21 protein-coding genes are annotated in these 25,603 nt (G+C 69.8%); 14 read left to right on the top strand and 7 right to left on the bottom strand.

From position 1 onward, the window contains the following. Positions 1-98: 98 nt before the first annotated feature. Entirely contained in the window at positions 99-380 is a 282-nt protein-coding gene (locus JYJ93_RS21905; RefSeq protein ID WP_206794274.1) for a hypothetical protein, read from the bottom strand. Between the two features lie 235 nt (positions 381-615). Here JYJ93_RS21905 and JYJ93_RS21910 point away from each other — a divergent pair, with 235 nt between their 5' ends. Further along, entirely contained in the window at positions 616-3,630 is a 3,015-nt protein-coding gene (locus JYJ93_RS21910) for an error-prone DNA polymerase (RefSeq protein WP_206794276.1), read from the top strand. Between the two features lie 5 nt (positions 3,631-3,635). Here JYJ93_RS21910 and JYJ93_RS21915 read toward each other — a convergent pair whose 3' ends face one another. Next, the gene (locus tag JYJ93_RS21915; RefSeq protein ID WP_206794279.1) at positions 3,636-4,124 is read right to left on the bottom strand and encodes a hypothetical protein; all 489 of its coding nucleotides are present in this window, start codon (positions 4,122-4,124) and stop codon (positions 3,636-3,638) included. Positions 4,125-4,375: 251 nt separating this feature from the next. Here JYJ93_RS21915 and JYJ93_RS21920 point away from each other — a divergent pair, with 251 nt between their 5' ends. Continuing rightward, positions 4,376-5,131 carry a hypothetical protein gene (locus tag JYJ93_RS21920; RefSeq protein ID WP_242543889.1) on the top strand — a complete coding sequence of 252 codons (756 nt, stop codon included), beginning with the start codon at positions 4,376-4,378 and terminating at the stop codon, positions 5,129-5,131. Between the two features lie 186 nt (positions 5,132-5,317). Then, on the top strand, positions 5,318-5,599 hold the full coding sequence (locus JYJ93_RS21925) for a hypothetical protein (RefSeq protein ID WP_206794281.1): 282 nt from the start codon (positions 5,318-5,320) through the stop codon (positions 5,597-5,599). Between the two features lie 62 nt (positions 5,600-5,661). On the opposite strand, the gene JYJ93_RS21930 is transcribed toward JYJ93_RS21925, so the two are convergent. Genes JYJ93_RS21930 through JYJ93_RS21940 form a run of 3 tightly spaced genes read right to left on the bottom strand, consistent with a single transcriptional unit; the run spans position 5,662 to position 10,310 of the window. Beyond that, positions 5,662-7,824, bottom strand: a complete 2,163-nt coding sequence (locus JYJ93_RS21930) for a hypothetical protein (RefSeq protein ID WP_206794283.1) — start codon at positions 7,822-7,824, stop codon at positions 5,662-5,664. Positions 7,825-7,864: 40 nt separating this feature from the next. Continuing rightward, complete coding sequence (locus JYJ93_RS21935) at positions 7,865-8,611, bottom strand: phytanoyl-CoA dioxygenase family protein (protein WP_206794285.1); 747 nt, start codon at positions 8,609-8,611, stop codon at positions 7,865-7,867. Positions 8,612-8,648: 37 nt separating this feature from the next. After that, positions 8,649-10,310, bottom strand: coding sequence for an acyl-CoA dehydrogenase family protein (locus tag JYJ93_RS21940; protein ID WP_206794287.1), 1,662 nt, complete (start codon positions 10,308-10,310; stop codon positions 8,649-8,651). A gap of 67 nt (positions 10,311-10,377) precedes the next feature. On the opposite strand from JYJ93_RS21940, the gene JYJ93_RS21945 reads away from it, so the two are divergent. After that, complete coding sequence (locus JYJ93_RS21945; RefSeq protein ID WP_206794289.1) at positions 10,378-12,246, top strand: ATPase; 1,869 nt, start codon at positions 10,378-10,380, stop codon at positions 12,244-12,246. On the opposite strand, the gene JYJ93_RS21950 is transcribed toward JYJ93_RS21945, so the two are convergent. Both JYJ93_RS21950 and JYJ93_RS21955 read right to left on the bottom strand, forming a co-directional pair. After that, positions 12,186-13,034, bottom strand: a complete 849-nt coding sequence (locus JYJ93_RS21950; protein ID WP_206794291.1) for a WbqC family protein — start codon at positions 13,032-13,034, stop codon at positions 12,186-12,188. The two genes, JYJ93_RS21945 and JYJ93_RS21950, sit on opposite strands and share 61 nt — an antisense overlap. 20 nt (positions 13,035-13,054) lie before the next feature. Then, positions 13,055-13,852 (bottom strand): phytanoyl-CoA dioxygenase family protein, encoded by a 798-nt coding sequence (locus tag JYJ93_RS21955; RefSeq protein WP_206794293.1) that lies wholly within the window; start codon positions 13,850-13,852, stop codon positions 13,055-13,057. A 127-nt stretch (positions 13,853-13,979) separates the two neighbouring features. On the opposite strand from JYJ93_RS21955, the gene JYJ93_RS21960 reads away from it, so the two are divergent. The 10 genes from JYJ93_RS21960 (at position 13,980) to JYJ93_RS22005 (ending at position 25,602) form a co-directional block, all read left to right on the top strand. Next, the gene (locus JYJ93_RS21960) at positions 13,980-14,942 is read left to right on the top strand and encodes an alpha/beta hydrolase (RefSeq protein ID WP_206794295.1); all 963 of its coding nucleotides are present in this window, start codon (positions 13,980-13,982) and stop codon (positions 14,940-14,942) included. 160 nt (positions 14,943-15,102) lie between these two features. Further along, on the top strand, positions 15,103-16,884 hold the full coding sequence (locus tag JYJ93_RS21965; RefSeq protein WP_206794297.1) for a lamin tail domain-containing protein: 1,782 nt from the start codon (positions 15,103-15,105) through the stop codon (positions 16,882-16,884). An 86-nt stretch (positions 16,885-16,970) separates the two neighbouring features. After that, positions 16,971-17,756 (top strand): exodeoxyribonuclease III, encoded by a 786-nt coding sequence (locus tag JYJ93_RS21970; RefSeq protein WP_206794300.1) that lies wholly within the window; start codon positions 16,971-16,973, stop codon positions 17,754-17,756. Between the two features lie 28 nt (positions 17,757-17,784). Beyond that, positions 17,785-18,564, top strand: a complete 780-nt coding sequence (locus tag JYJ93_RS21975) for a lysophospholipid acyltransferase family protein (RefSeq protein ID WP_206794302.1) — start codon at positions 17,785-17,787, stop codon at positions 18,562-18,564. Positions 18,565-18,713: 149 nt separating this feature from the next. Further along, positions 18,714-20,282, top strand: coding sequence for an ATPase domain-containing protein (locus JYJ93_RS21980; protein WP_206794304.1), 1,569 nt, complete (start codon positions 18,714-18,716; stop codon positions 20,280-20,282). A 2-nt stretch (positions 20,283-20,284) separates the two neighbouring features. Next, positions 20,285-20,653 carry a response regulator gene (locus JYJ93_RS21985; protein WP_206794306.1) on the top strand — a complete coding sequence of 123 codons (369 nt, stop codon included), beginning with the start codon at positions 20,285-20,287 and terminating at the stop codon, positions 20,651-20,653. 397 nt (positions 20,654-21,050) lie between these two features. Then, on the top strand, positions 21,051-21,824 hold the full coding sequence (locus JYJ93_RS21990) for a hypothetical protein (RefSeq protein WP_206794308.1): 774 nt from the start codon (positions 21,051-21,053) through the stop codon (positions 21,822-21,824). Positions 21,825-21,872: 48 nt separating this feature from the next. After that, the gene (locus tag JYJ93_RS21995) at positions 21,873-23,102 is read left to right on the top strand and encodes an ROK family transcriptional regulator (protein ID WP_206794311.1); all 1,230 of its coding nucleotides are present in this window, start codon (positions 21,873-21,875) and stop codon (positions 23,100-23,102) included. Further along, entirely contained in the window at positions 23,099-23,962 is an 864-nt protein-coding gene (locus JYJ93_RS22000) for a glycoside hydrolase family 16 protein (protein WP_206794313.1), read from the top strand. Before JYJ93_RS21995 ends, JYJ93_RS22000 begins: the two co-directional genes overlap by 4 nt. Next, positions 23,959-25,602 carry an ABC transporter substrate-binding protein gene (locus JYJ93_RS22005; RefSeq protein ID WP_206794315.1) on the top strand — a complete coding sequence of 548 codons (1,644 nt, stop codon included), beginning with the start codon at positions 23,959-23,961 and terminating at the stop codon, positions 25,600-25,602. Before JYJ93_RS22000 ends, JYJ93_RS22005 begins: the two co-directional genes overlap by 4 nt. The last annotated feature ends 1 nt before the right edge of the window (position 25,603 follow it).

The raw sequence follows: 25,603 nt of genomic DNA on the forward strand, positions 1-25,603 counted from the left end.
CAGCCTGGCGCATGCTCGCTCGGAATCCGATGACAGATCAAACCTCATTCCTGGAGTCGGCGCGGACACCGCTCCAGGAAGAGGGACCACGACAGGAATCAGCCTTGGGCCTGATCCGCGGGCGCGCGGCAGACGGCCTCCGCGTCGTCAGCCTGGGCGGGCGCGGACGCCTGGAGCTCGGAGGACGGCTCGGCCTGGATCGTGGCCGCGCAGGCACCGTATTCGCCGCAGGTGATCACCGAGGAGAATTCGGTGCAGAGCAGGGTACAGGACCTGGTAGGGCCGCACTGGACATCACAGTCTGGCGGACGGGCGCTGGAGGTCAGCGGCGCGAGCAGGACGGCGGAGGCCAACAGCAGACGACGGGGGAGCAGCGTCATGAGACACCTCGGGAACGGGTGGCACCACTGCGGCTGAAGGCTGTCATTGCATGGGGGACAGCCAACGCGGATGTTCGCTGGAATCAATGACAAATCAAACGCGAGGGCGGCGGAAGTGCGCGCTGGTGGACGTTGGTCTTCAGCCCGCGCGTCTGGAACAACCCATGAAGTCGCCCTCTCGCTGAACGTCGATCCAATCTAGCGCCTGAACGCCCGCTCAGTATCCTGATCCGGCGTGAGCTACGCCGAGCTGGTCTGCCGGTCCCACTTCTCCTTCCTGCACGGCGCCTCCCATCCGGAGGAGCTGGTGGCCACCGCGGCCCGGCTGGGGCTGTCCGCGCTGGCGCTGACGGACAGGGACGGGCTCTACGGCGTGGTGAAGGCGCACCTGGCGGCGAAGGAGCACGGCGTGAAGCTGCTCCTCGCCGCGGAGCTGACGCTGGAGGACGGCCCTCCGGTGGTGGTGTATGCGCGGGACGCGGCCGGGTACTCGAACCTGTGCCGGCTGGTGTCTCACGGCCGGATGACGCACCCCAAGGGCGAGGCGGGCGTGCCCTGGCGCAAGGTGGCGGAGCACGCCTCGGGGCTGCTCGCGCTGCTCCCGGGCCCCGCGCCGCTGGAGGCGGTGGCCCCCCTGGCGGAGGCGTTCCCCGGGAGCTTCCACGTGGGCCTGAGCCGCTCGCTGTCGGCGGGGGACGCGGCCCGGGAGGCGCGAGCGGAGGCGCTGGCCCGCGCGCTGGGCGTGCCGCTGGTGGTCCACAACGACGTGCACACGCACCACCGCGACCGGCAGGTGCTCCAGGACGTGCTCACGTCCATCCGCCACGGGGTGACGGTGGATCAGGCGGGCACGCGGCTGTTCCCGAACGCGGAGCGGACGCTGAAGTCCCCCGGGGACATGGCGCGGCTGTTCGCGGACCGGCCGGACGCGCTGGCGCGCACGGTGGAGCTGGCGTCGCGCTGCGAGGCGTCCCTGGACGCGCTGCACTACCGCTTCCCGGAGGAGGACCTGCCGCAAGGCCGCACGGCGGATGAACACCTGCGGACGCTCACGGAGGCGGGGCTGCGCGCGCGCTATCCGGGGGGCGTGCCGCCGGAGGTGACGAAGCAGATCGACCACGAGCTGCGGCTCATCGCGGCGCTGGACTTCGCGGGGTACTTCCTGTCGCTGTGGGACATCGTGATGTTCGCGCGGGGGCGGGGCATCCTGTGCCAGGGGCGGGGCAGCGCGGCGAACTCGGCGGTCTGCTACGCGCTGGGCATCACGGCCATTGATCCGGTGCGGATGGGGCTGTTGTTCGAGCGCTTCCTCAGCATGGAGCGCAAGGAGCCGCCGGACATCGACGTGGACTTCGAGCACGAGCGGCGCGAGGAGGTGCTCCAGTACGTCTACGAGAAGCACGGCCGCCGGCACGCGGGCATGGTGTGCGAGGTGATCTGCTACCGGGGGCGGCTCGCGCTGCGCGAGGCGGGCAAGGCGCTGGGGCTGTCGTTGGATCAGGTGGACAGGTTGTCGCGGGTGGCGTCTTCACACGGCTTCCAGGTGACGCCGGACGTGCTCCAGGAGGCGGGGCTGTCACCGGCGGACGGGAGGGTGCTGCGGACGCTGTCGGTGGCGAAGGAGCTGGAGGGCGTGCCCCGGCACCTGTCCATCCACGTGGGCGGCTTCGTGATGACGCGCGAGCCGCTGGTGGACCTGGTGCCGGTGGAGAACGCGGCGATGCCGGGGCGCACGGTCATCCAGTGGGAGAAGGACGACATCAACGCGGTGGGCCTGTTGAAGGTGGACCTGCTGGCGCTGGGCATGTTGACGGCGCTGTCGCGCTGCTTCGCCCTGATTCAAAAGCATTACGGCCGCGAGCTGTCCCTGGCCACGGTGCCGCCGGAGGACCCCAAGGTCTACGACATGCTGTGCAACGCGGACACGGTGGGCGTGTTCCAGATCGAGAGCCGCGCGCAGATGAACATGCTGCCGCGGCTCCAGCCCCGGGAGTTCTACGACCTGGTGGTGCAGATCGCTCTCATCCGGCCGGGGCCCATCGTGGGCAACATGGTGCACCCGTACCTGCGCAGGCGGCACGGCCAGGAGCCGGTGACGTACCCGAGCGACGAGGTGCGGGGCATCCTCCAGAAGACGCTGGGCGTGCCGCTCTTCCAGGAGCAGGCGATGCGGCTCGCGATGGTGGCGGCGGGCTTTTCCGCGGGCGAGGCGGACGGCCTGCGGCGGGCGCTGAGCCACAAGCAGGCGGAGGCGCGCATCCTCCCGTACCGGGGCCGCTTCGTGGAGGGCTGCGAGGCGAAGGGCTACACGCGCCAGCAGGCGGAGGAGTGGTTCGACCACTTCCGGGGGTTCGCGCACTACGGGTTCCCGGAGAGCCACTCCGCGAGCTTCGCGTTGATTGCCTATGCGTCCAGCTGGTTGAAGTGCCACTACCCGGCGGCCTTCACGGCGGCGCTGCTCAACTCACAGCCCATGGGGTTCTACGCGCCGCACACGCTGGTGGCGGACGTGCAGCGGCACTGCGTGGAGGTGCGGCCGGTGGACGTGCGCCGCTCGAACTGGGACTGCACGTTGGAGGACGGGGCGGTGCGGCTGGGGCTGAAGATGGTGCGGGGGCTGGGCGAGTCCTCGGGCCGGGCGGTGGAGACCGCGAGGCGGGGGGACTACACGAGCGTGGGAGACCTGGCGCGGCGGGCGCGCATCCCCCGGCATGAACTGACGCGGCTGGCGTTGTCGGGGGCGCTGGCATCGCTGTGCGGAGCGCGGCGGCAGGCGCTGTGGGAGATACAAGCGCTGGGTCCGCTGGACGCGGACGATCTGTTCTTCGGAATGCCCATGGATGGCACCGCGGTGCGGTTGCCTCCCATGGGCGTCCAGGAGCGGGTGGTGGCGGATTACGACACGGTGGGGCTGTCGCTGGAGAAGCACCCCATGGAGTTGCTCCGGCCCACGTTGAAGCGGATGGGGGCGGTGACGGCGGAGGGGTTGAAGCGGGTGTCCGCGGGGCGGCCGGTGAGGGTGGGGGGGATGATGATCTGCCGGCAGATGCCGCCCACGGCGAAGGGGATCTGCTTCATATCGTTGGAGGACGAGACGGGGATCGCCAACCTGGTGGTGCCCTCGGAGGTGTATGCGCGGTGCAGGCAGGAGATCCACGGCGCGCTGTTCCTCGTGGGGGAGGGGATGCTGGAGCGCTCGGGGAAGGTGACGAACGTGAAGACGCGCAGCGTGGTGTCCGTGCGGCAGTGACACCCTCACCCCGCGTCGGGCTGCTCCATCGGCCGGGTCACCCGGAGCGTCGTGGTGACAGGGGACGTCGGATGCTTCGGATGGAAGGTGAGGGTCAGGTCGATGCAGTCAGGCCCCCGCTTGCCGTTGAGTTGTTCATCGAACAAGGGGAACTCGACGTCGGCGCCGAACCAGTATCCGGGTTCCAGGCTCAGAAGGTCCTCCGCACGGGCTGGAGCGGGAAAGCGATCCGCCACCAGGAACTCCACCGGCTGGGTTGTCGCGCAGTCCAAGACCGCGGTCACCTCCAGGGAAGAGTTCTCGAGGAGCCGCCGGTCCACCGTGATGGCTCCCTCCGCTGCGCTCACCAGGATGCGCCCGGAGAGGGTGGAACCGTCATAGCAGGGGGATTGGAACTCGATGAGCGGACGCGCCGCGGACGCGGTCTGGGGGGGCGACTGTGGAGCGACGACACGGCACCCGGGACTCAGAAGCAGCAGCGTCGCGAGGAACATCCGTCCGGAGTAGGTCATCTGCACTTGAACTCTCCTTCGTCACTCGGGACGCCGTACCCCTCGCCATCCCTGGCTCAAGCGTGGTGTCCGTGCGGCAGTGAACCGCGAGGAACAAGCCGCTACATCTGCACGTCTGTTCCCGTGATCCATGCGGGAGGACCCACGGGGGCATGGAACAACCCGTATTGCTGGCGATATAGGTTGCTTCTGTCTGGAGTGTAGTAGCGTGGATCAGAACGGGAGGGTACTCAGTGCGCAACAGTCTTCGGTGGTTGGGGTCGCTGCTCGATCGCGTGGGCCTGTCTGAAGTGGTGGAGGAGGCGAGCGATTGGGTGCGGTACTACGCGCAGGGCAAGCCACCTGTGAGCGAGCCCGCGCCGACCCGCGTCTCCCGCCCGGTGCACTCCGAGGCCCCGCGCGCGTCCGTGCATGAGGTGATCGAGTCCCTGCGCAACGCGATGCCGGAGCGCCAGGTGGACGCGACGGTGGTGGAGGTGCCGTTCGAGGGCCGCATGGAGCTGGCGCCCGCCGCCCGCCGCAAGACGGCGCCCAAGGCGAAGAAGGCCGCGAGCAAGAAGAGCGCGGCGAAGAAGGCCCCCGCCGCGAAGAAGGCGGCGCCCGCGAAGAAGAAGAGCGCGGCGAAGAAGGCCCCGGCCGCGAAGAAGGCGGCCGCGTCTGGATCCGCGAGCGAGGACGCGGTGTCGGTGCTGGAGACCGCGCTGCGCGGCCACGCGCGCCAGAAGGACCTGGTCTCCGCGGGCAAGGAGAAGGATCAGCTGCTGCGCTCGCTGATCCCCCTGTACCTGGCGAAGTCGCTGGACGTGGAGGTGACGTCCGGAACGACGTCGCGCTTCTGGAGCGGGCTGGGCGTGACCTACGCCGCGCCGAACGCGGCCAAGGCGCTGCGCCTGCACGCCGGCTACGCCCAGGACACCAAGAAGGGCAAGGCCATCACCGCCAAGGGCATCCGCTACGTGGAAGACGCCCTGGCGCAGGCCGCGAAGTAGTCACTGTCTGACCTGATGCCGCACCTTCGCTGCCCACCCAAGCGCGGCATCCGCCGTGTTTGGGCATGGGCAGCGATGGCTTGCATGCTGTCTTGCGCCACGACTGGGCTTCAGCCGGAGACTCAGGCTGACTCAATCAAAGCCATTTCCTCTGCTGCCTTTGAGTGGCCGGAGGACTTGGCGCCCATGGCGACGCTGGATGGGCCTGCCATCCTGGCGTCCCATGCGGCCCTTCAGGATGTCCTGAGCCGCTTTCCCAAAGCGCGCCGCAATGAATGCATCTTCACAGCGCGAGCCCTGGAGGTCGTCGTGGGCAAGGGGAAAGGCGTCTACATCGTCCGGGTGAACCGGCGTGTCGACCACTGCGAGGGAATCGGCCCGGGGGGCAACTTCGAACTCGACTGGTTCGAGCTCTATGCCGTCTCGCCCGAGGGACGAATCATCGAGCGTTATCAGTACATGCCTTGAAAAGAACCATGGGCGCTCCCGGGACGAACCCGGGAGCGCCCGTGTCGTGTGACGTCAGTGCTTCAGTACGCGTAGCACTGCACCCCCGCGTCGTTCGGGAACGCCGGGGAGGGGATGGACGTGGGATCCGCGCAGTAGCCCGCGTGGTAGGCGACGTTGCAGACCGTGCCACCGTCGGTCTCCGTGCCGCTCCCCGAGAAGGTGTTGGGATAGGAGCCCCACACCGGGCAACCATAGTCGCTGCAGTACGTGTGGATGCCGTTGTAGCAGGCGCCGAGCGTGGACTGATGGCCGGGCGACCCGGAGATGTCGATGGCGTGGCGGAATTTGCGAAACTGGTTTCCGTAGATCCAGCTGTTGATGCTGTTGGACGTCACCACTCCGATGTCGCCCGGAGCCGGGGCTCCCTGGGAGTCGAAGATGTTGAACCCCACGAAGCCCCAGTTGACCCGGTACAGCGTCATGCCCAACTGGTTCTTGTAGAAGCGGTTGTCCCGGACGTAGAGGTGGTCGATGAAGCCGCGCAGCGGATCCGTCTGGGCGAAGTAGGACTGCGCCGCGTCGAACATGTGCTGCCGCAGGTCCAGCACGTGCTGGAAGCTCTGGAGCTCCGCGGGGTGGTAGCCCACCAGCCGCTGGAAGGTGCAGTCATCCGCGTGGGCATACTGGCTGCCATCCGTCAGGAAGCCCAGCTTGAAGCCCGAGACGAAGTTCTCCGTGTAGGTCGTGGACTGCGAGTAGGGCAGGTGTCCGTCGGTGCTCATCCCGAAGAAGTTCTCCGTCGAGGTGGGCTTGCGGACCGCGACGTTCTTGAAGACGTCCGTGTGACCGCCCACCACGTTGATCGCCACCTTCACGTCGCAGATGGAGTTGTGGTGGACCTGCGAGCGCGCGTTGGGATTGCCCAGGAACTCGTAGGGATGGACCGCGCAGTAGCTCGGCGCACCCCACTCCGTCGTCGGCGCCACGCTCATGCAGTAGGCGTCCTCGGGCCGCGGGAGCCCGCTGTCCAGCTTGTCATCGGTGCCTGCGTCGCCCCCCTTGAAAACGCTCGGCTCAGGGCATCCCCCGTCGACGTCGGCAGGCGCGGAGGTTCCATTGGCGTTGCAGATCCCCGGACGGCAGTACTTTGCTTCCTTGCTGAAGAGCATGTTCTTTTCGAAGAGGCCGGGACCGGTGGGGCACCCCTCCGGCGGCTTCGGCGTCAGGGTGATCTTCAGTCCAGGCACCGTCTGACATTGCGGGTCCTCCTTGATGTAGACGGTGTTGAAGCCAAACGAGATGGCCCCGCCCACGTGGGCGATCTTCAAGTGGTGCAGGTTGACGGGGGCGCCCGTGGTGTTGTTGGACTGCTGGACACGCACCCCCACGGTCACCAGTCGCTCGGCCGTGAGGAAGTCCTCGGGCAGCGTCGCCGCCGTGGGCTCGTGCCCATCCAGGTCGAGGATGGAGTTGAGCGTGTGGCCCCGCGACGGGCAGTCCTGGGCCCGGCTGTACCCGATCCGCGTCGTGCCCGACAGGGTGAGGTACGAAACGCTGACGTTCGCCAGTTGTTGAGCCGCGGGAAGGTTGGGGTCGTCATCCACCAGGACCAACGCCTCAAGGCCCACGGCGCTGGGGACGTTGATGACGGTGGGGGCCGTGTCGTACTGCTGCGAGCCCTCCAGATGGATGCCGCTGGGGACATGGAGTCCCACGCCCTGGCTGTAGATGCCATTGATGGGATAGTTCGGGGCCGGGATCTTGGTCTCGTCGGTGACGGTGATGACGCCCGGATCGAGCACGACCTTCGGGTAGCCATTCTGCTTCGCCCAGTCGATGGCCTTCTGATACCAGATGCTCCGGGGCCCCGTGGTGGCGAAGATCCCCGTGTTGTCGTTGACGCAGAGGATGCTCGAGTCACCCCGGCAGGTCAGTCCCATCTGGCCGGGAGCGCAGAACGAATTCTGGTACCACCCATTGCTGTCATAGACACGGGCGCACATCACGCCGGGCAGGGTGTTCGGGTCGATGGAGACGCCGGCATCGAAGATTCCCCCGTCGCCACCGGGATAGCCCGGCAAGTTGGGGTCTTCCGGCTCCTCCATGGCGACCACGACGCGGCTGTCGGTGCCGGCGTCGGACGCGGAATCGGGTTGGGAGAGGCACCCGGACGCGAGCACCAGGGGCAGGGTACAAAGCAACTGTCGGAAGACAACGAGAGGGACCGGCAAGGGTGTTGGCATTGCCGGCCTCTTATTTCAAACATCTATCAAAAGATAGACGTCAGCCCGCAAGCTCCGAGCGCGAACCCGGAATGGCAGGGTTGTCCGTCCGCCGGTACGTGGCCACCACGGAGTACTTCGTGTCCGCCGTGTGGTTCCTGCTCGCCGCGTGGAACAGCCGCGCGTGGAAGAGCAGCACGTCCCCCGGGGACAGCCGCACGTAACGCGCACCTTCGATGAGCGCCGCGTTCTCCGGCAGCTCCGGCCGCAGGAACAGCTTCGCGTCGTAGCGCTCCGGCGCGAACTGCATCCGGTGCGTGCCAGCCAATACCTTGAGACCGCCGTTCTCCGGCGTCTCCGCTCCCAATGCCAACCACGTGGAGATGAGCTCCGGCCGCGTGAAGGCCCAGTACCTCACGTCCTGGTGCCATCCCGTGTCCGAGGAGAAGCGCGGCTGCTTCGTCATCACGCAGTTGTGGTGCGCCCGCGCCTGCACCACCGGCCCGTCCAGCAACTGCCCCAGCGCCTCCAGCATCCGCGCGTCGTCGAACCACGCCGCGAACAGGGGAGAGCGTCCATGCGCCTTCAGCAACCGCCGCACCGTCCGCCCGCCCTCGGCGTCGATGCTCGCCGGTGAGCCTGGATAGGCCACGTCGGCTTCGTACTCCACCGGACCGTCACCGGAGGCGAGCTGCTCCAGGATGACGGCCCGCATCCGCTCGCACGCCCCGCCCTCCACGAAGGACGGCAGGACGAGATACCCATCGGTGGCGAAGCGCTGGCACTGCTCGGGGCTCAGGACGGACATGGCGCCCGCTTCTTAATGGGCGCGCCCGCCGCGTGCATCACCCCAAGAGCCGCGAATCATCCAGGTCGATTTCATCCTGGATGAGGTCCACGCCGTTCTGCCGGAAGCGCCGCGCCGCCGCCCGGCTGCGCGGGCCGTGCCCATGCTCCAGGCACCACTGCGCGTGCTCGCTGAGCAGCGCCAGTTCCAGCGTGCGGCCCAGCGTCAGGGAGAAGCGCCGCGCCCCGGCCTCCATCGTGGTGGGGTTCGCCATCGCGCCGGACACCCAGGCCCGCGCGTGCTCCAGCGCGTCGTGCGCCGTCTTCACGCACGGCCGCAGGCCCGCGTCCGTCACCTTCGACAGGCGGCCCTCCACCTCGTGGAAGAACGCCTCCAGCGTGCCTTCCTTCGCCAGCGCGCGCAGCGAATCCAACGACAGCACGTTCGTCGTGCCCTCCCAGATGGACAGCACCTGCGCGTCCGCCTGGATGCGCGGCAGGCCCGTGTCCTCCACGTAGCCCGCGCCGCCGAAGGACTCCGTCACCTCCGACGTGATGTGCACCACCTGCCGGCCCGTGGTCAGCTTCGCCAGCGGCGTCACCAGCCGCTGCAACAAGAGCTCCTGCTCCGTCGCCGTGCGCGTCTCCAGCTTGCCCAACAGCTCCACCCCGCGGAACGCCAGCAGGAAGCCCGCCTGGAACTCCGCCTCCAGCCCCGCCAGTGTGTCCATGTGCAACGGCTTCTCCGACAGCGGCGCGCCGAACTGCACCCGGCGCTTCGCGTAGTCGTGCGCCAGCGCCATCGCGCGGCGCATGCTCCACGTGGCGCCCATCGCGTTCCAGGTGCGCGTCACGTTCAGCATCATCGCCATGTTGCGGATGCCGTCCGTCAGCCCCGCCACCGGCGTGGCCAGCGTCCCGTCCAGCGTCAGCTCCGCCGTGGGCACCTTGCGCGTGCCCAGCTTGTCCTTCAGCCGGTTGATCTGGATGCCATTGAGCCGGCCCTGCGCGTCCCGCGTCTCCACGAAGAAGAGCGCCAGCCCCTTGCCGCCAGGGCCGTTGCCCGTGGGGCGCGCCAGCGTCAGCGCCATCTGCGCCGTCGTCGCGGACGTGAACCACTTCGTGCCGTACAGCCGCCAGCCCTCGGGGGACTGCCGCGCCTCCGTCAGCGTCAGCCCCACGTCCGAGCCGCCCGTGCGCTCCGTCATCCACTGGCCCGACGTCCAGAACGTCGCCGGATCGCGCGACGTCAGGTGGGGCAGGGCGTGGTCGATGAGCGCCTGGTTGCCCAGCGACAGGAGCGACCGCGCCGCGCCGTCCGTCATCGCCAGCGGACACGAGTAGACGTCCAGCGAAGGCTGCACCAGGTAGTTCAGCGCGAACTGGTGCACGCGGCTGAGCGCGCCGTTCTTCTGCTCATAGGCCACCGCGACCAGGCCCTTCTTCGCCGTCAGCGCCTCCGCCTCCTTCCACAGCGGGGACACCTCGATGTGATCGATGCGCTGACCCCACGGGCTCCACTGCGTGAGCACGGGCTCGTTCAGCCGGTCGCGCTGCTGGAACTCGTAGAAGTACTTGCCTCCCAGCTCCCCCAGCTCGCGGAAGTCACCCTGGAGCGAGCGGAACATGTCCTCCGGAAGGGTGCGGGCAAGGTAGCTCTGGAAGAACGTGTCGTCGTCGTACTGGTTGCCAAGACCGGGGGGCGCCTGGAAGAAGCTCATGCCCCGAAGTTAACACCGCCGACACGACGGTGGGGTACAGTGGCCTCCCCCTCCCGCCGGAGCCGTGATGGCTGACTTTCCCCGCAGGCCCCCCGCTGGCCCAGGTCCGTCTCCCCTCGACGCCGAGCAGGACGAGAATCGCAGCATCACCCCGCTGGAGACGCCCGCCGCGCCGGCGAACCCCGTCCTGTCCGCGCCGCCCCGTCCGCGCGTGCCCGCCCCGGCCGGCGTGCCCCTGGGCGGAGAGCAGCGTCCGGAGCCCACCCGCTCCAGGCCCGCGCCGGCCGCGCCGCTGCCCTCCGTCATCTTCGATCCGATGCCGCGCCCCCGCATGCCGCCCGCGCAGTCCGCGGGTGTGGCCCCGCCGGGAGCGCCGCCGCCCTTCTCCGAGGAGATGCTCGACGTGCAGACCGAGCGGCGCACCGCGCCTCCCGGTCCGCCACCGTCCCCGCAGGAGCCTGACCGTCGCGCGGCCCCCGGCATGGAGCGCCGGGGGCCTCCCCCGGAGGCGGACCGCCGTGGCGCGGCTCCCGGAGCCTCCGACCGTCGCGGTTCGGCGTCGGCGCCGCCGCAGGGCTACGTGGGCCCGGAGCGGCGCGGCTTCCGGCGGGGGGAAGCGTCGGACGCCCCGGCGACGAACCGCTTCTGGCCCGCACAGCCGAAGACGCTCCATGAGGCCGGCCTCAACACCACGTTCGTGGAGGAGCTGGTCCTCAAGGCCATCTTCTTCGCGGGCGAGATGCGCGGCATGGACGTGGCCACGCGCCTGCAACTGCCCACCGCGCTGGTGGACGAGGTCATCGAGGGTCTGCGCCGCCAGAAGTACATCGACATCCGCGGCGGTGGCGCGTCCGGCGTGGGCCGCTCCACGATGATCTACCAGCTCACGACCTTCGTGACGGACGTGCTGCGGCAGATCCTGGACCGCAACCGCTACAACGGCCCGGCGCCCGTGCCGTTCAACGAATGGGTCGCGGCCGTGAAGCTGCAGACCGTGCGCGGCAACCGCATCACCCGCCAGCGCATGCAGGACAAGTTCGGCGACCTGATCATCCGCGACTACATCTTCGACGGCATCGGCCCGGCGATGAACTCCGGGCGCGCCATCTTCTTCTACGGCCCCCCGGGCAACGGCAAGACGGCCATCTGTCAGGGCATGGTCAACTGCTACGAGGGGGACATCTTCGTCCCGCACGCGGTGCTCATCGACGACTTCGTGGTGAAGATGTTCGACGCGAACATCCACCGCGCGGTGGAGGACGAGCCCGGCGCGCCCTCGTACGACCGCCGCTGGGTGCGCTGCCGCCGGCCGCTGGTGGTGGTGGGCGGTGAACTCACGCTGGAGATGCTCGACCTCGTCTACACCCCGGAGGTGAAGTACTACGAGGCGCCGTTCCAGATGAAGGCGTCCAACGGGATGCTCCTCATCGACGACTTCGGCCGCCAGAAGGTGTCCCCGAAGGACCTGCTCAACCGGTGGATCGTCCCGCTGGAGAGCGACGTGGACATGCTCACGCTCCACACCGGCAAGAAGGTCCAGGTGCCCTTCGACGTGTTCGCCGCGTTCTCCACCAACCTGGATCCCAGCGCCCTCGTGGATGACGCCTTCCTGCGCCGCGTCCGCTACAAGCTGGAGGTGCAGCGCCCGGACGAGGAGCAGTTCCACGAGATCTTCCAGGTGATGTGCAGGAAGCGCGGCGTGCCCTACGACGCGCGCGCCGTGGACTACCTCATCGACGAGCACTACCGCCCGCTGAACCGGCCCTTCGCCGCGTGCCAGCCTCGCGACCTGTTGGATCAGGTCATCGACATGGCGCACTACCAGGGGGCGGCCCCGCGCCTGGAACCCGCGCTGCTCGACTCCGCCGTGCGCAGCTACTTCGTGCGCTTCGACAAGCCCCAGACGTCCTCGCCCACCTCTGCGTCCGCGGGCTGAAGCGGCTGGGGGCCGTCCCCCGCGAACGGCCCCCACGGCGACGGCTGGAGCCACTCGCGCACCGTCTCCACGGGCACGTTGGCCAGCACGTCCACGATGGACAACCCCGTCACGAAGCGCCCCTCGCGCCCCTGCGCGTAGTCCGGGTGGCGGAAGCGCTGCCACAACAGGCGCACGTCCACCGCGCGGAAGCGCTCTGGCTTCAGGTACACCGTGGAGCCCGTCCCCGAGTAGTACGTGTGCGCGCCCGTCTGGAGGCAGTACTCCACCAGCCGCTGCGTCTTGTCCTCGCCCCGGCGCTCCAACGTGGAGGACAGCACCAGGTTCGGCTCCAGGCCCAGCGGCGCATGGAACATCGCCATGCTGGATAGGAGCACGCGCAACAGCGACCCCGGGCCGGACTCGCGCGCGGCGGCGTCGTAGAAGGGCTCCACCAGCGGCAGCACCTGCGCGCGGAAGTGCGGCCGGCCTCCGTAGAGCGTCACCAGCGCCTGGAGATGCTTGCGCGCCCAGGGCTGGCTCGAGTCAATCGCCAGGTCGCGGATGCGCGTGTCTCGGTGCGGATCCTCCAGCGGGATGGACAGCCACTGGAAGCCCGGTTCGGACGGGGGCGGCGTGGGCACGCCGTGGGGCAGGGCGACGCGCGTGCGGCGCTGCCATCCGCGCCTCAGCCACTGCACGTCGTCCAGCACCACCAGCGTGCCGGCGCGGGCCACCTGCTCGTAGAAGTCCACCCACGGCAGGTAGTGGGGCTGCTCGGCGACGAGGACTCCAGGGTGTCCGGACACGCCCCGGATGATAGGGCCTTTCAGCCGCCGCGCACCGGGTGACGGAACACTGGAGGGAACACGCGCGGGGCCTTCTTCTTGCGCACGCAGGTGGTGTCCGCGCTCATGTAGCAGGCGGAGAACGCGCGCCGCCGCTGTCCGGGCCGGCCGCGCCCGGAGCGGTGCCAGACGTGGTTGTGCACGAGCAGCGCCTCTCCGGCGCGCACCGGCAGGGGCACGACATGGGCTTCCGCGTCCGCCGCCTCCACGCGGTCCGGGGGAATCACGCCGCCCAGCGCCGTCACCAGGCCCGCGCGGTGGCTGCCGGGGATCACCTCCAGACAGCCGCCGCCCTCCGGCGCGTCGTCCAGCGCGGTCCAGATTTGGAGGTCCGGCTCGCGCGTGAGGCCCCACAGCTTTCCGCCGTCCTGATGGAAGGGCAGGTTGCTGCCGCCCGCGGGGCCCTTGTGGAAGAGGATGGCGCGGTACAGGACGATGTCGCCGGGGATGCGCGCGCGGGCGATCCGCTCGAACAGCGGGTTCTCCAGCCACGCGAGGAAGCGCGGATCCTTCTCCAGCTTCTCCAGCTTGCGGTAGTCCAGGGATGGGCCCTGCCAGCCCAGCCCCAGGGGCGCGTCCTCGTAGCGGCCGGTGGCGGCGTCTGGCTGGAAGAACATCCCGGGGTACACCACGCGGCCGAGCATCAGGTCGTCCGCCCGCTCGCGCAGGGACTCCACGCCCGCGTCGTCCAGCACCCGGCCCAGGCGCGCGAAGCCGTGCGCCTCGTAGTGGGCGAGCACGGCCGCCACGTCCAACCCTTCCGCCTCCTCACTGAGCATCGCGCGCACCATTGCCTGGAGGCCCGGGCGCGTCCAGCGCGGCCTTGCGCGGACGGGGGAGGGCGCCCTCGTGAGCGGGGCTGTCCGCCCTTGCACCCGGGCCTGCCCGGCCGCATGGTGGGCGGGAATGCCCTACCGTCGCGCCACGCACCTCGTCTCCGCCCCGGATGGCACCCGGGTGGCGGTCCACACCCACAGCTCGGGCATGCCGGAGGAGGGCCGCGACGCCGCGCTCGCGGACCGCCCCACGGTGCTGCTGACCAACGGCATCGGCACGTCGGAGAACTTCTGGCGCCACATCGTCGCCGACCTGGAGCAGGACCACCGCGTGGTGCACTGGGACTACCGCGGCCACGGCATGAGCGAGGAGTCGCGCGACGGGGACTACCGCGTGAAGGTGCACGTGGACGACCTGGAGCGCGTCACCGAGGCGGCCATGGCGCGCGGCGACGGACAGCCTCCGCACCACATCGCCTTCTCCATGGGCGTGCGCATCCTGCTGGAGCTGTACCGCCGCCGGCCGGACCTGGTGCCGTCCATGACGCTCATCGCGGGGACGCCGGGCGTGCCGGGCTCGGCGGATCCGCGCTGGGGATCCCGCATCGCCCTGTCCGCCGCGAAGGGGATGCTGGCCGCCGGAACGCCCTGGGTGCCGGTGGTGGCCCCCGCGGTGAAGGCCTTCCTCGCGACTCCGCTGGCGGATCCGCTGGCGAGGGCCGTGGGCGCGCTGCGGCCCCGGGCTCCGCGCGAGGACATCGCCGAGTTCCTCGACGCGCTCTACCACATGAGCGCGCAGGCCTATTGGCGCACGCTGCGAGGCCTCACGGAGGGCCACGCCTGGGACGTCCTCCCGTCCATCCGGGTGCCCGTGCTGATCATCGCCGCGAGCGATGACCTCCTCGTGCCGCTGTCGGAAGTACAGCGGCTGCACCGCGCGCTGCCCCAGGCCCACTGGCTCCAGGTGGATGACGCCGGCCACGCGGGCCTCCTGGAGGCCGGGACGGAGATCGCCCAGTCCGTTCGGGGCTTCCTGGATGCGCATGGATTGGCGGATTCAGCCTCCTCGCAACCCCCCGGGACTCCAGGCTGAAGCCGGGCCGGCCCGGACGACCCACCCGCACTGCCAGGTCTTGAGAATCCGGTGACCCGGAGGGTTCCATGGCCGTGAGCCAGAAGTCACCGGGAGGGGTTTGCGTCGGCCTGTAATTTTGTGGTTTGTGAGGAGGCTCAGTACTCAACACGGAGTCTCCATGTCCTGGTCTTCCCGGCACCTGCTGGTCCCTTTGTCAGCGGTGCTGTTGGTCTTGTCGGCGTGCGGTGGTGATGACGACAAGAACCCTGTCTGCGGCAACGGCATCATCGAGAGTGGCGAGGCGTGCGACGACGGCAACCGCGTCGAGGGCGACCGCTGCAACAACAGCTGTCAGGTGACCACGCCCACGACCGACGCGGGCACTAACACGGACGCGGGCACGGAGACTGACGCGGGCACGGAGACTGACGCGGGCACGGATCAGGATGCGGGCACGGAGACCGACGCCGGCACCACCACCGACGCGGGCACGGAGACGGACGCCGGTACGGTGACGGACGCGGGCACGGAGACGGACGCCGGCACCACCACTGACGCAGGCACGGAGACGGACGCCGGCTCTGGTCCGGTCGACGCGGGCACCGACGCGGGCACGGAGACGGACGCGGGCACGGAGACGGACGCCGGCACGGAGACGGACGCGGGCACCATCGACGCGGGCACTGACGCGGGCACGGAGACGGATGGCGGCGCCGTTGACGGCGGTCCGGCTCCGGACGCGGGCACGGGTTCGGACGCGGGCACCGACGCGGGCACCACGGCGACGCTCAGCGCGCTGGAGCCGGCCGCGGTCTTCGCGCGCTCGGGCACCACGGGTGAGACGATCCCGGAGCCGCTCGCGGTGTCGCTGAGCGCCGACGCCACCACGGACGTCGTGGTCCAGGTCACCTCGTCCACCCCCTCCGTCGTCATCGCGAACAACGGCCAGGTGACGGTGCCCGCGGGCTCGCGCTCCGCGCCGGTCATCGTGACGGCGAACGACGCGGCGGGCTCCGCCAAGGCGACGCTGACGGCCACGCTGGGCGCGGACTCCCGCACCGCCACCGTGCGCGTGCTCGGTGCGACGGAGGCGGCCTCGCTGGCGTTCCTGTCGCCGGAGACGGTGTCCCTGTCCTCCGGTCAGACGGCCAACGTCACCGTGACGCTCGACATCCCGGCCGCGCAGGCCACGTCCATCGCGCTGTCCACGACGGGCAACGTGGGCTCCGTGCCGGCCACCGTGACGGTGCCGGCCAATGAGATCTCCGCGAAGTTCACCTTCACCGCGGGCGCCGCCGGCTCCACGGGCACCATCGTGGCCACGCTCAACGGCCAGTCCGTGTCCGCCCAGGCGCAGGTCACCGCCGCCCCCACGACGAACCACGTCGTCATCAGCGAAGTCGCGGGCGCGGGCCCCGGCGGGGCGGGCGATGAGTTCGTGGAGCTCTACAACCCGACGAACGCGGAGGTGAACATCGGCGGCTGGAAGCTCCAGTACAAGAGCGCCACCGGCACCACCTACAGCGGCAGCTTCACGCTGCCGAACACCGCTCGCATCGCGGCCCACGGCTACTTCCTGCTGACCAACCGGGACTACGTGGGCACGGTCACCACCGACCAGAGCTGGGGCACCACCTTCGCGATGAGCGCCTCCGCGGGCCACGTCCGCATCGGGCCCGCGGCGATGGGGACCACTCCGGGTGACGCGAACGCGGTGGACACGGTGGGCTTCGGCGGCACGGCGGACTCGGCGGAAGGCAAGAGCCCTGTCACCGGGACCATCGCGACCAACGGCAGCATCGAGCGCAAGGCCAACGCCGGCTCGTCCGCGGCCACGATGGAGGGTGGCTCGGACGCGGCGAAGGGCAACAGCTACGACACCAACGTGAACAGCGCGGACTTCATCCTCCGCACCACGCGCAACCCGCAGAACAAGGCGAGCGGCACGGAAACGCCTTGACGCACTGAGCAGTGACCGGCCCCCACCGTCCGTCCAGGAACGGTGGGGGCTGGAAATACCCGCGCGCTTTCGCCATAAGCGGGGGCGTGCGAGTCGTCTCCTGGAACGTCAACGGTCTGCGCTCCATCCACCGCAAGGGCTTCCTCCCGTGGCTGTCCAAGGCCCGGGCGGACATCGTGGGGCTGCAGGAGGTGCGCGCCCGCGTGGAGCAACTCCCCGCGGAGGTGCGCGCCCCCCGCCGTTGGAAGACCCACTTCGTGGCCGCGGAGCGCCCCGGCTACAGCGGCGTGGGCCTCTTCAGCCGCCACGAACCGGAAGAGCTCACCACCACCCTGGACGCGCCGGAGATGGACGCGGAGGGCCGCCTCCAGTTCGCCCGCTTCGGCAAGCTGACCGTGGTCAACGGCTACTTCCCCAACGGCAACGGGAAGGACCGCGACCTCTCCCGCATCCCCTTCAAGCTGGACTTCTACCGCCGCCTCTTCGCGCGCCTGGAGAAGCCGCTGCGCGACAACCAGCGCGTGCTGGTGATGGGGGACTTCAACACCGCCCACCAGGACATCGACCTGGCGCGCCCGCGCGAGAACCGCGAGACGAGCGGCTTCCGCCCGGAGGAGCGCGCGGAGTTCGACCGGTGGATCCGCGCGGGCTGGGTGGACACCTTCCGTCACTTCAACGCGGGCGGCGGCCACTACTCCTGGTGGAGCCAGCGCGCCGGCGTGCGCGAGAAGAACATCGGCTGGCGCATCGACTACGTGCTCGCCACCCCCGCGGCGCTCGCCTTCGTGAAGAAGGCGGCCGTGCACCCGGACGTCCACGGGTCGGATCACTGCCCGGTGAGCGTGGACCTGGACCCCGCGGTCCTCGCCTGAAACCCCTCATGCCCAAGGGACACCCCTCATGAACGCATTGCTCTCCATCTGGACCTGGGTCGAGGTGGGCCTCGTCGCCCTGGTGGGCTTCTTCGTCCAGCTCTTCCTGTTCGTCTTCACGTTCCTGTTCGACAAGCGCCGCTACGTGGTGGGCCGCTGCTTCCGCCTGGTGGGGGTCACCGCCGCGAAGCTCACGCCCTACTGGCGCTTCGGCGTGCACGGCAAGGTGCCGGACCACGTGGCGGCCAACACCGTGGTGGTGAGCAACCACGAGTCCAACGCGGACCCGTTCCTCATCTCCCACCTGCCGTGGGAGATGAAGTGGCTGGGCAAGAAGAGCCTCTTCAAGGTGCCCGTGGTGGGCTGGATGATGGGCATCGCCGGGGACATCCCGGTGGAGCGCGGCGACCGCGACTCGGCCACCGGCGCGATGGCGCGCTGCAAGGAGTGGATGCTCAAGGGGATGCCGGTGATGATCTTCCCGGAGGGCACGCGCTCCAAGACGGAGGAGCTGCTGCCCTTCAAGGACGGCGCCTTCCGGCTCGCCATCGAGATGCAGGCGGACGTGCTGCCCCTGGCGGTGAGCGGCACGCGGCTCGCGCTGCCCAAGCACTCGTGGCGCTTCGCCACGTCGCGCGGCCTGGTGACGGTGGGCACGCCCATCTCCACCCGGGGGATGACCCTGGACGACGTGGAGTCGCTCAAGAACCAGGCGCGCGCGCAGATTGAAGCCCTGCGCGCGTCGCTCAAGCCGTTGACGGGGGGCACGGCCCCCGTGCCGGCGACGGACGCCAACGCCGCCCGCTGAGCGGCCGGCGGGCCGGGGCCCGCGTGTTGTCCAGGAACGCACGCACCCCAGATTGTTGAGCCTTCACGCGGAGGCTGGACTATGGAGTCCCCTCGGGGCCGCTCCTCGCGCTCCGGCTTGGCGCATGGCGCCCGGGAAGGAAGCGTGTGATGACGCTGGGCGGTGCACGTGAAGAGCAGCGGGTGTCCACGGGCATTCCCGGCCTGGACACCGTGCTGTGCGGCGGCTTGCGCAAGGGCCGCATGTACATGGTCCTGGGCCTGCCGGGCGCGGGCAAGACCATCCTCGCCAACCAGATCTGCTTCCATCAGGCGGCCCAGGGCCACCAGGTCCTCTACCTCACGCTCCTGGCCGAGTCGCACACGGAGCTGGTGAGCAACCTCCAGACGCTGTCGTTCTTCGACCCGGCCTTGGTGCCAGGGAAGATCAGCTACCTGAGCGCCTTCACCATCCTGGAGCAGGGGGGGCTGGACGCGCTCGCGGAGCTGGTGCGCAAGGAGATCAAGTCGCACAAGGCCTCGCTGCTCGTGCTGGACGGGCTGCTGGCGGCGGAGGAGCTGGCGCCGTCGCGGCAGGCGCTCAAGAAGTTCATCCACGGTCTCCAGGTCGTGACGGGCCTCATCGGCTGCACCACGGTGGTGCTCACCACCGGGGGCGACAAGGGCCTGCGCGCCGAGCACACCATGGTGGATGGCCTGCTGCTGCTCCAGCAGAAGACCTTCGGCGTGCGCACCCTGCGCGAGCTGAGCGTGCGCAAGTTCCGGGGCAGCGCGTACAAGCTGGGGCAGCACGGCTTCGAGATCACCGCGGACGGGCTCACCGTCTATCCCCGCCTGGAATCCATGGTGGACGGCAACCTGGTGCCCGGCGCGGGGAAGCGCGAGCGCGACGCCTTCGGCGTGGCCGGCCTGGACGCGATGCTCAAGGGCGGCGTGCCCGCGGGCTCCACCACCATCCTCCTGGGCCCTCCGGGCAGCGGCAAGACGCTGCTGGGCCTGAGCTTCCTGGCGGAGGGCGCCCGCCAGGGGGAGCGCGGCCACTACTTCGCCTTCTATGACGCGCCGGAGCGGATGCTCGCGCAGGCGGCGGGCGTGGGCCTGCACCTGCAGCCCCTGATGGAGCGCGGGGACCTGGAGGTGAGCTTCCGGCCGCCCACGGAGAACATCCTCGACAAGCTGGGCACGGAGCTGTTGACCATCGTCCGCAGCGGCCGGGTGCGCCGCGTCTTCCTGGACGGCTACGAAGCGCTCCGCCGCGCCTCCACCCGCAATACGCGGGTGGCGCGCTTCCTGGCGGCGCTCGTCAACGAGTGCCGGGTGCGCGAGGTGACGCTCCTCTACACCGCGGAGGCCACCGCCGCCTTCGGGCCGGAGGTGCGCTTCCCGCTCAAGGGCATCTCCATGGTCGCGGAGAACATCCTGTTCCTGCGCATGGTGGAGCTGCACTCCGGGCTGCGCCGCTTCATCGCGGCGCTCAAGGTCCGCAACAGCGCGTACGATCCCGCCCTGCGCGAGCTGGAAATCACGGGCAGGGGACTCAAGGTCGGCCAGCCCTTCGCGGAAGGGCAGATGTTGATGACGGGGCTCGCGCGCACGCGGACGCCAGAGCCGACCCCGTTGCCGAAGCCGCGCCGCAAGCCGCGCACGGGTACCGCGTCCTCCGCCAGGGCGACCCCGTCGAAGCCGCGCCGGAACGTCCACAAGCGCCGAGGCAGCTGATCATGGGGCCCGTCCTCATCGTCGACGACGAGTTCGGCATCGTGGAGGCCGTCCGGGACCTCCTGTCCGACGAGGGCTACCGCACGGTCACGGCCCTCAACGGCCGCGAGGCCCTGGAGCGGATGCGCCAGGAGCGCCCGTCGATGGTGCTGCTCGACTACATGATGCCGGTGCTCAACGGGCCCGGGGTGCTGGAGTCCATGCAGAAGGACCCGGTCCTGCGCGACGTCCCGGTCGTCATGATGAGCGCCAGCCCGCCGGACTTCTGGCAGCACCTGCCGTGCGCGGGCTTCCTGCCCAAGCCCTTCGACATCGAGCAGCTGCTCGCCATCGTCCGGCGCATGATCGGCCCGCCGCCGCTGACGCACTGAAGTTCCCCAGGCATCACAGGAAGTGACGCGTGGCTCGCCCCTGACCTGGGGCAGGGCCGTGTCCGCCTGCGTGCCCACCCAATCCAACACATCCCCGAGCCCACGGCGCACTGCATCAGCAGCTTGGTCGCGCGGAGCGCGTTCCCGGCTGCTTGCAAATGGGTAAAGGGGGCTGGTATTTCTTCGTCAATCGAACGAACTCGCATGTTCGCGGTGGGCGGGGACGCGGAGCGGCTCCAGGTGGCAGGGGCCCCGGCGGCGGGAGACGGCGGTTTCCCCTCTGGCGTATGCCGGCGTGGGTGACGCGACGCAGCATGCGGGCGGCGGCTTTCAGCAGGTTCGTATTTCTTCGCCGTAAGAACGAAGTCATCCCAGCAAGACAACCCGGAGGGGATTCATGCTTCGCACCAGGCGTTTCGCGTGGACGTTGACGGCCGTTGGAGTTTTCGCGCTCTCGGGGCTCGTGGGCGCCTGTGACCCCGAGGACGACCCCACGCCGGGCACCCAGAGCGACGCCGGCACCAAGACGGACGCCGGCACCAACACGGACGCCGGCACCAACACGGACGCCGGGACGAACACCGACGCGGGCTCCGAGGTGGACGCGGGCACCACCACCGACGCGGGCACGGAGACGGACGCGGGCACCACCACCGACGCGGGCACCCAGACGACGCTGCCCCTGGCGGTGGACGGCACCTGGGCGGCCAGCGGCTACATGGGTGACGGCTCGACCGAGGGCCTGCTGGTCGACGAGCCGGTCTGCGCCACGCCGCGTCCGGGCTCGGGCCTGGGGACGTGCCACAAGTTCACCTACACGAAGGGTGGCAATGGCTGGGCGGGCGTCTTCTGGCAGTACCCGGAAGGCAACTGGGGCAAGACCAGCACGCCGGGCTTCCTGGTGCCGGACGGCGCGAAGTCCGTGACCTTCTACGCCTGGAGCGAGAAGGGCGGAGAGACCGTCGACTTCTTCGTCGGCTACGGCGCTGACTCCCAGGACGGCTTCGAGAAGAAGCTCAACCCCTCCGCCGTGCTCACCACGACGCCCACCCAGTACACGCTCGACATCAGCAAGATCCGCTACGCCGACGTGGCGGCGGGCTTCGGCTGGTCCGCTGGAGGCCACGACACGCCGTTCGTGTTCTACATCGACGACATCCAGTGGAAGTAAACCCCTCTCTGAGCGCCCGGTGCGCCCAACCAGGAACGTGAGCGGACGATGAAAGCGGGAACGGCGGTGTTGACGGTCGATGCGGCGGGCATGCGCGCGCAGAACAGCGGCCTGCTGCTCAACATGATCTGGCGCGAGCGTCAGATCTCCCGGGCGGAGATCGCCCGGCGCACGGAGCTCAGCCCGTCGACCGTCTCCGCCATCGTCGCGGACCTGGAGCTGGCGGGCCTGGTGCGCAGCATTGGCGCCGGGGTCTCCCGCGGGGGCCGCCGTCCCACGCTCATCGGCTTCTGTGACGAAGCGTTCAGCCTGGTGGGCGTCGAACTGGGCGCCTCCCACGTCACCGTCGTCCTCACGGACCTCCGCGGCCGCGTGCGCACGCAGAGCAAGGCGAGCCACGCGGTGCGCGGTGATCCGGAAGGGTCGCTGCAGAAGGCCAAGGAGCTCGTCCACGAGTGCCTGGACGCCGAGCGCGTCCCGCGCCGCTCCGTGGTCGGCATGGGGGTGGCCGTGCCCAGCCCCGTGCACCCGGCGGCCCCGGGCAAGATGTCCCCGCTCATCCTCCCCGCGTGGAAGCACGTGGACGTGAAGGAGTGGTTCGAGACCACCTTCGACATGCCGGTGTTCGTGGACAACGACGCGAACCTCGGCGCGCTGTCGGAGTGCTTCTGGGGCGCGGGCTCCGGCGGCGAGGACCTCACGTACATCAAGCTCGCCACCGGTATCGGCGCGGGCCACATCATCCACGGCGACGTGTACCGGGGCGCTGGCGGAACGGCCGGTGAAATCGGCCACATCCCGGTGGACTCCAACGGGCCGCTCTGCGTGTGCGGCTTGAGGGGCTGCCTCGTCACCCTCATCGGCTCCACGGCGCTCACCGAACGCGCGCGTGAGCTCATGGGCACCCGCGGCCGCGGCAAGGGCCCCACCGTGCGCGACCTGGTGGAGGGTGCCCGCACGGGCGACGCCGCCGCGAAGCAGATCATCGACGGCATGGGCGCCTACCTGGGCATCGCCGTGGGCGGCCTGCTCAACCTGTTGAACCCCGCCATCGTCGTGCTGGGCGGGGAGATCTCCTCCGTGGGCGAGATGCTGCTCGACCCCTTGCGCGCCTCTGTGCGGCAGCGCGCCCTGTCCGTCTCCATGGCGGAGACGCGCATCGTCACGTCGGTGCTGGGAGAGCGGGCCATCGCCGTGGGCGCGGCCACCCTGGTGCTCCAGGCGGCGCTGCGCGACCGCTCCCTCTTTCCCACGCAGCACGTCGGGAGAAGTGCATGACTTCGCGCCGTCTTGTCCTCGCCCTGGCCCTCTCGGGCCTGGGAATGGCTTCGTGTGATCCGGCAGCAGGTCTGGATAACAAGCAAAACGAGCAACCCAGGCCCGTCACGGAGCAGCCGGGCACGGGCTGGGAGATCGTCTGGCAGGACGAGTTCGACGGTCCGGCGGGCTCGCTGCCTTCCAAGGACAACTGGGTCCCGGACGTGGGCGGGGACGGGTGGGGCAACGGCCAGTACGAATACAACACCGCGCGCGCGGAGAACGCGCAGTTGGACGGCGAGGGCCACCTGGCCCTCATCGCGCGCAAGGAGCGCTACGGCGGCAATGACTACACGTCCGCGCGCCTGACGACGAAGAACCGCTACGCCAAGGCCTACGGCCGCATCGAGGCGCGCATCAAGCTACCCACGGGCCGCGGCATCTGGCCGGCGTTCTGGCTGCTGGGCGCGGACGTGGACTCCGTCGGCTGGCCCGCGTGCGGTGAGATCGACATCATGGAGCACAAGGGGCAGATCCCCTCCGTGGTGAGCAGCGCGATCCACGGGCCGGGCTACTCCGGTGGCTCGAACGTCGGCCGCCAGCACGCCGTCTCCGGGCCGCCGCTCGCCGAGGACTTCCACCTCTACGCGGTGGAGTGGGAGCCGGAGCTCCTGCGCTTCATCGTCGACGACACCGTCTTCTTCGAAGTGACGCCGAAGAGCCTGCCGTCCGGCCGGAAGTGGGTCTACGACCATCCGCACTTCATCATCCTGAACATCGCGGTGGGCGGCTCGTTCGTGGGGCCGCCGGACGCCAAAACGGTGTTCCCGCAGACGATGAAGGTGGACTACGTGCGCGTCTACGAAAGGGCCGCGCAGTGAGGTTCGCCCGCGCGCTCCTGCCGCTGGCGCTGCTGGTGGCGTGCTCGTCCGAGCCGCGCCCCCGGCCGCCGGGCGTGCTCTTCGTCTCCGTGGAGCAGCAGAGCGCGTGGGTGCGCAACTTCAACCCGCTGTTCGCGGGCGCCGGTGCGCGCTGGCCCACCCGGGCGGGCGTGTACGAGTGCATGGAGATCTTCAGCGCCGCGCAGGGCCAGTGGGTGCCCTGGCTCGCCACCGGCCACGCGTGGTCCGAGGATCAGCGCACGCTGCGCTTCACCCTGCGCGACGGCGTCCTCTGGTCGGACGGCAAGCCCTTCAGCGCGGACGACGTCGTCTTCACCTTCGGCCTGCTCAAGCAGCACCCGGCGCTGGACGCGGGCGGCGTGTGGCGCTTCCTCACGGACGTGAAGGCGGAAGGGCAGGGCACCGTCGCCTTCAGCTTCTCGCGCGTGTACCTGCCGGGCTTCAGCGACCTGGCGCACCAGATCATCGTGCCCCAGCACGTGTGGAAGGACGTCGCGGACCCGGTGACGTTCACCAACCCGGAGCCGGTGGCTACGGGGCCCTTCACCCAGGTGACGCTGTTCCGCAACCAGGTCTACGAGCTGGGGCGCAATCCGCACTACTGGCAGCCCGGCAAACCCGCGGTGTCCGCGCTGCGCTTCCTCGCGTTCCCCACCAACGACCAGGCCAACATGGCGCTCGTGGAGGGGGAGGTGGACTGGGCGGGCAACTTCGTGCCGGCCGTGGACCGCACCTTCGTGTCGCGGGATCCCGCGCACCACGCGCGCTGGTTCCCGCTCTACGGCAGCACCGTCTTCCTCTATCCCAACACCACGCGTCCGCCGCTGGACGACGTGCGCGTGCGCAAGGCGCTGAGCATGGCGCTGGACCGCGACCGGCTGGTGGAGGTGGCCATGTATGGCTACACCCGCCCCGCGGACGCCACCGCGCTCAACGACGCGTACACCGGCTGGAAGGACGCGGAGGTCGCGAAGGACGCGTGGACGCACTACGACCTGGACGCGGCCAACAAGCTCCTGGACGAGGCGGGCCTCACGCGCGGCGCGGACGGGATGCGGCGGCTGAAGGACGGGCAGCCCTTCACGATGGACCTGGAGGTCGTGAGCGGGTGGTCGGACTGGGTGCGGGCGGGGCAGGTGGTGGGCCGCGACCTGCGCAAGCTGGGCATCGGCGTGACGCTCAAGACGTACGAGTTCGGCACCTGGTTCACGCGCCTGCAGAAGGGCGAGTTCCAGCTGGCCATCTCCTGGTCGCTGGACGGCCCCACGCCGTACAACTTCTACAAGTGGCTGTTGTCGCCGCGCACGGTGCGGCCGGTGGGCGAGGTGGCCGCGGCCAACTGGCACCGCATGGGCGACGCGCAGGCGGATGAATTGCTCGTGCGCTTCGAGCGCGCCGGCACGCCGGAGGAGCAGCACGCGCTGATGTCCCAGGTGCAGCAGCGCTTCTCCGCCACCGCGCCCGCGATTCCCCTGTTTCCCAACCCGTCCTGGGGCGAGTCCAACTCCTCGCGCTTCACGGGCTTCCCCACCGAGCAGAACCCCTACGCGCGGCTCGCGCCGCACGCGGAGCCCGACAGCCTGCTGGTGCTGACGCGGCTGTCCCCGAGGGAGCGCTGAC

The sequence above is a fragment of the Corallococcus sp. NCSPR001 genome (genome assembly GCF_017309135.1).
Lineage (GTDB): Bacteria > Myxococcota > Myxococcia > Myxococcales > Myxococcaceae > Corallococcus.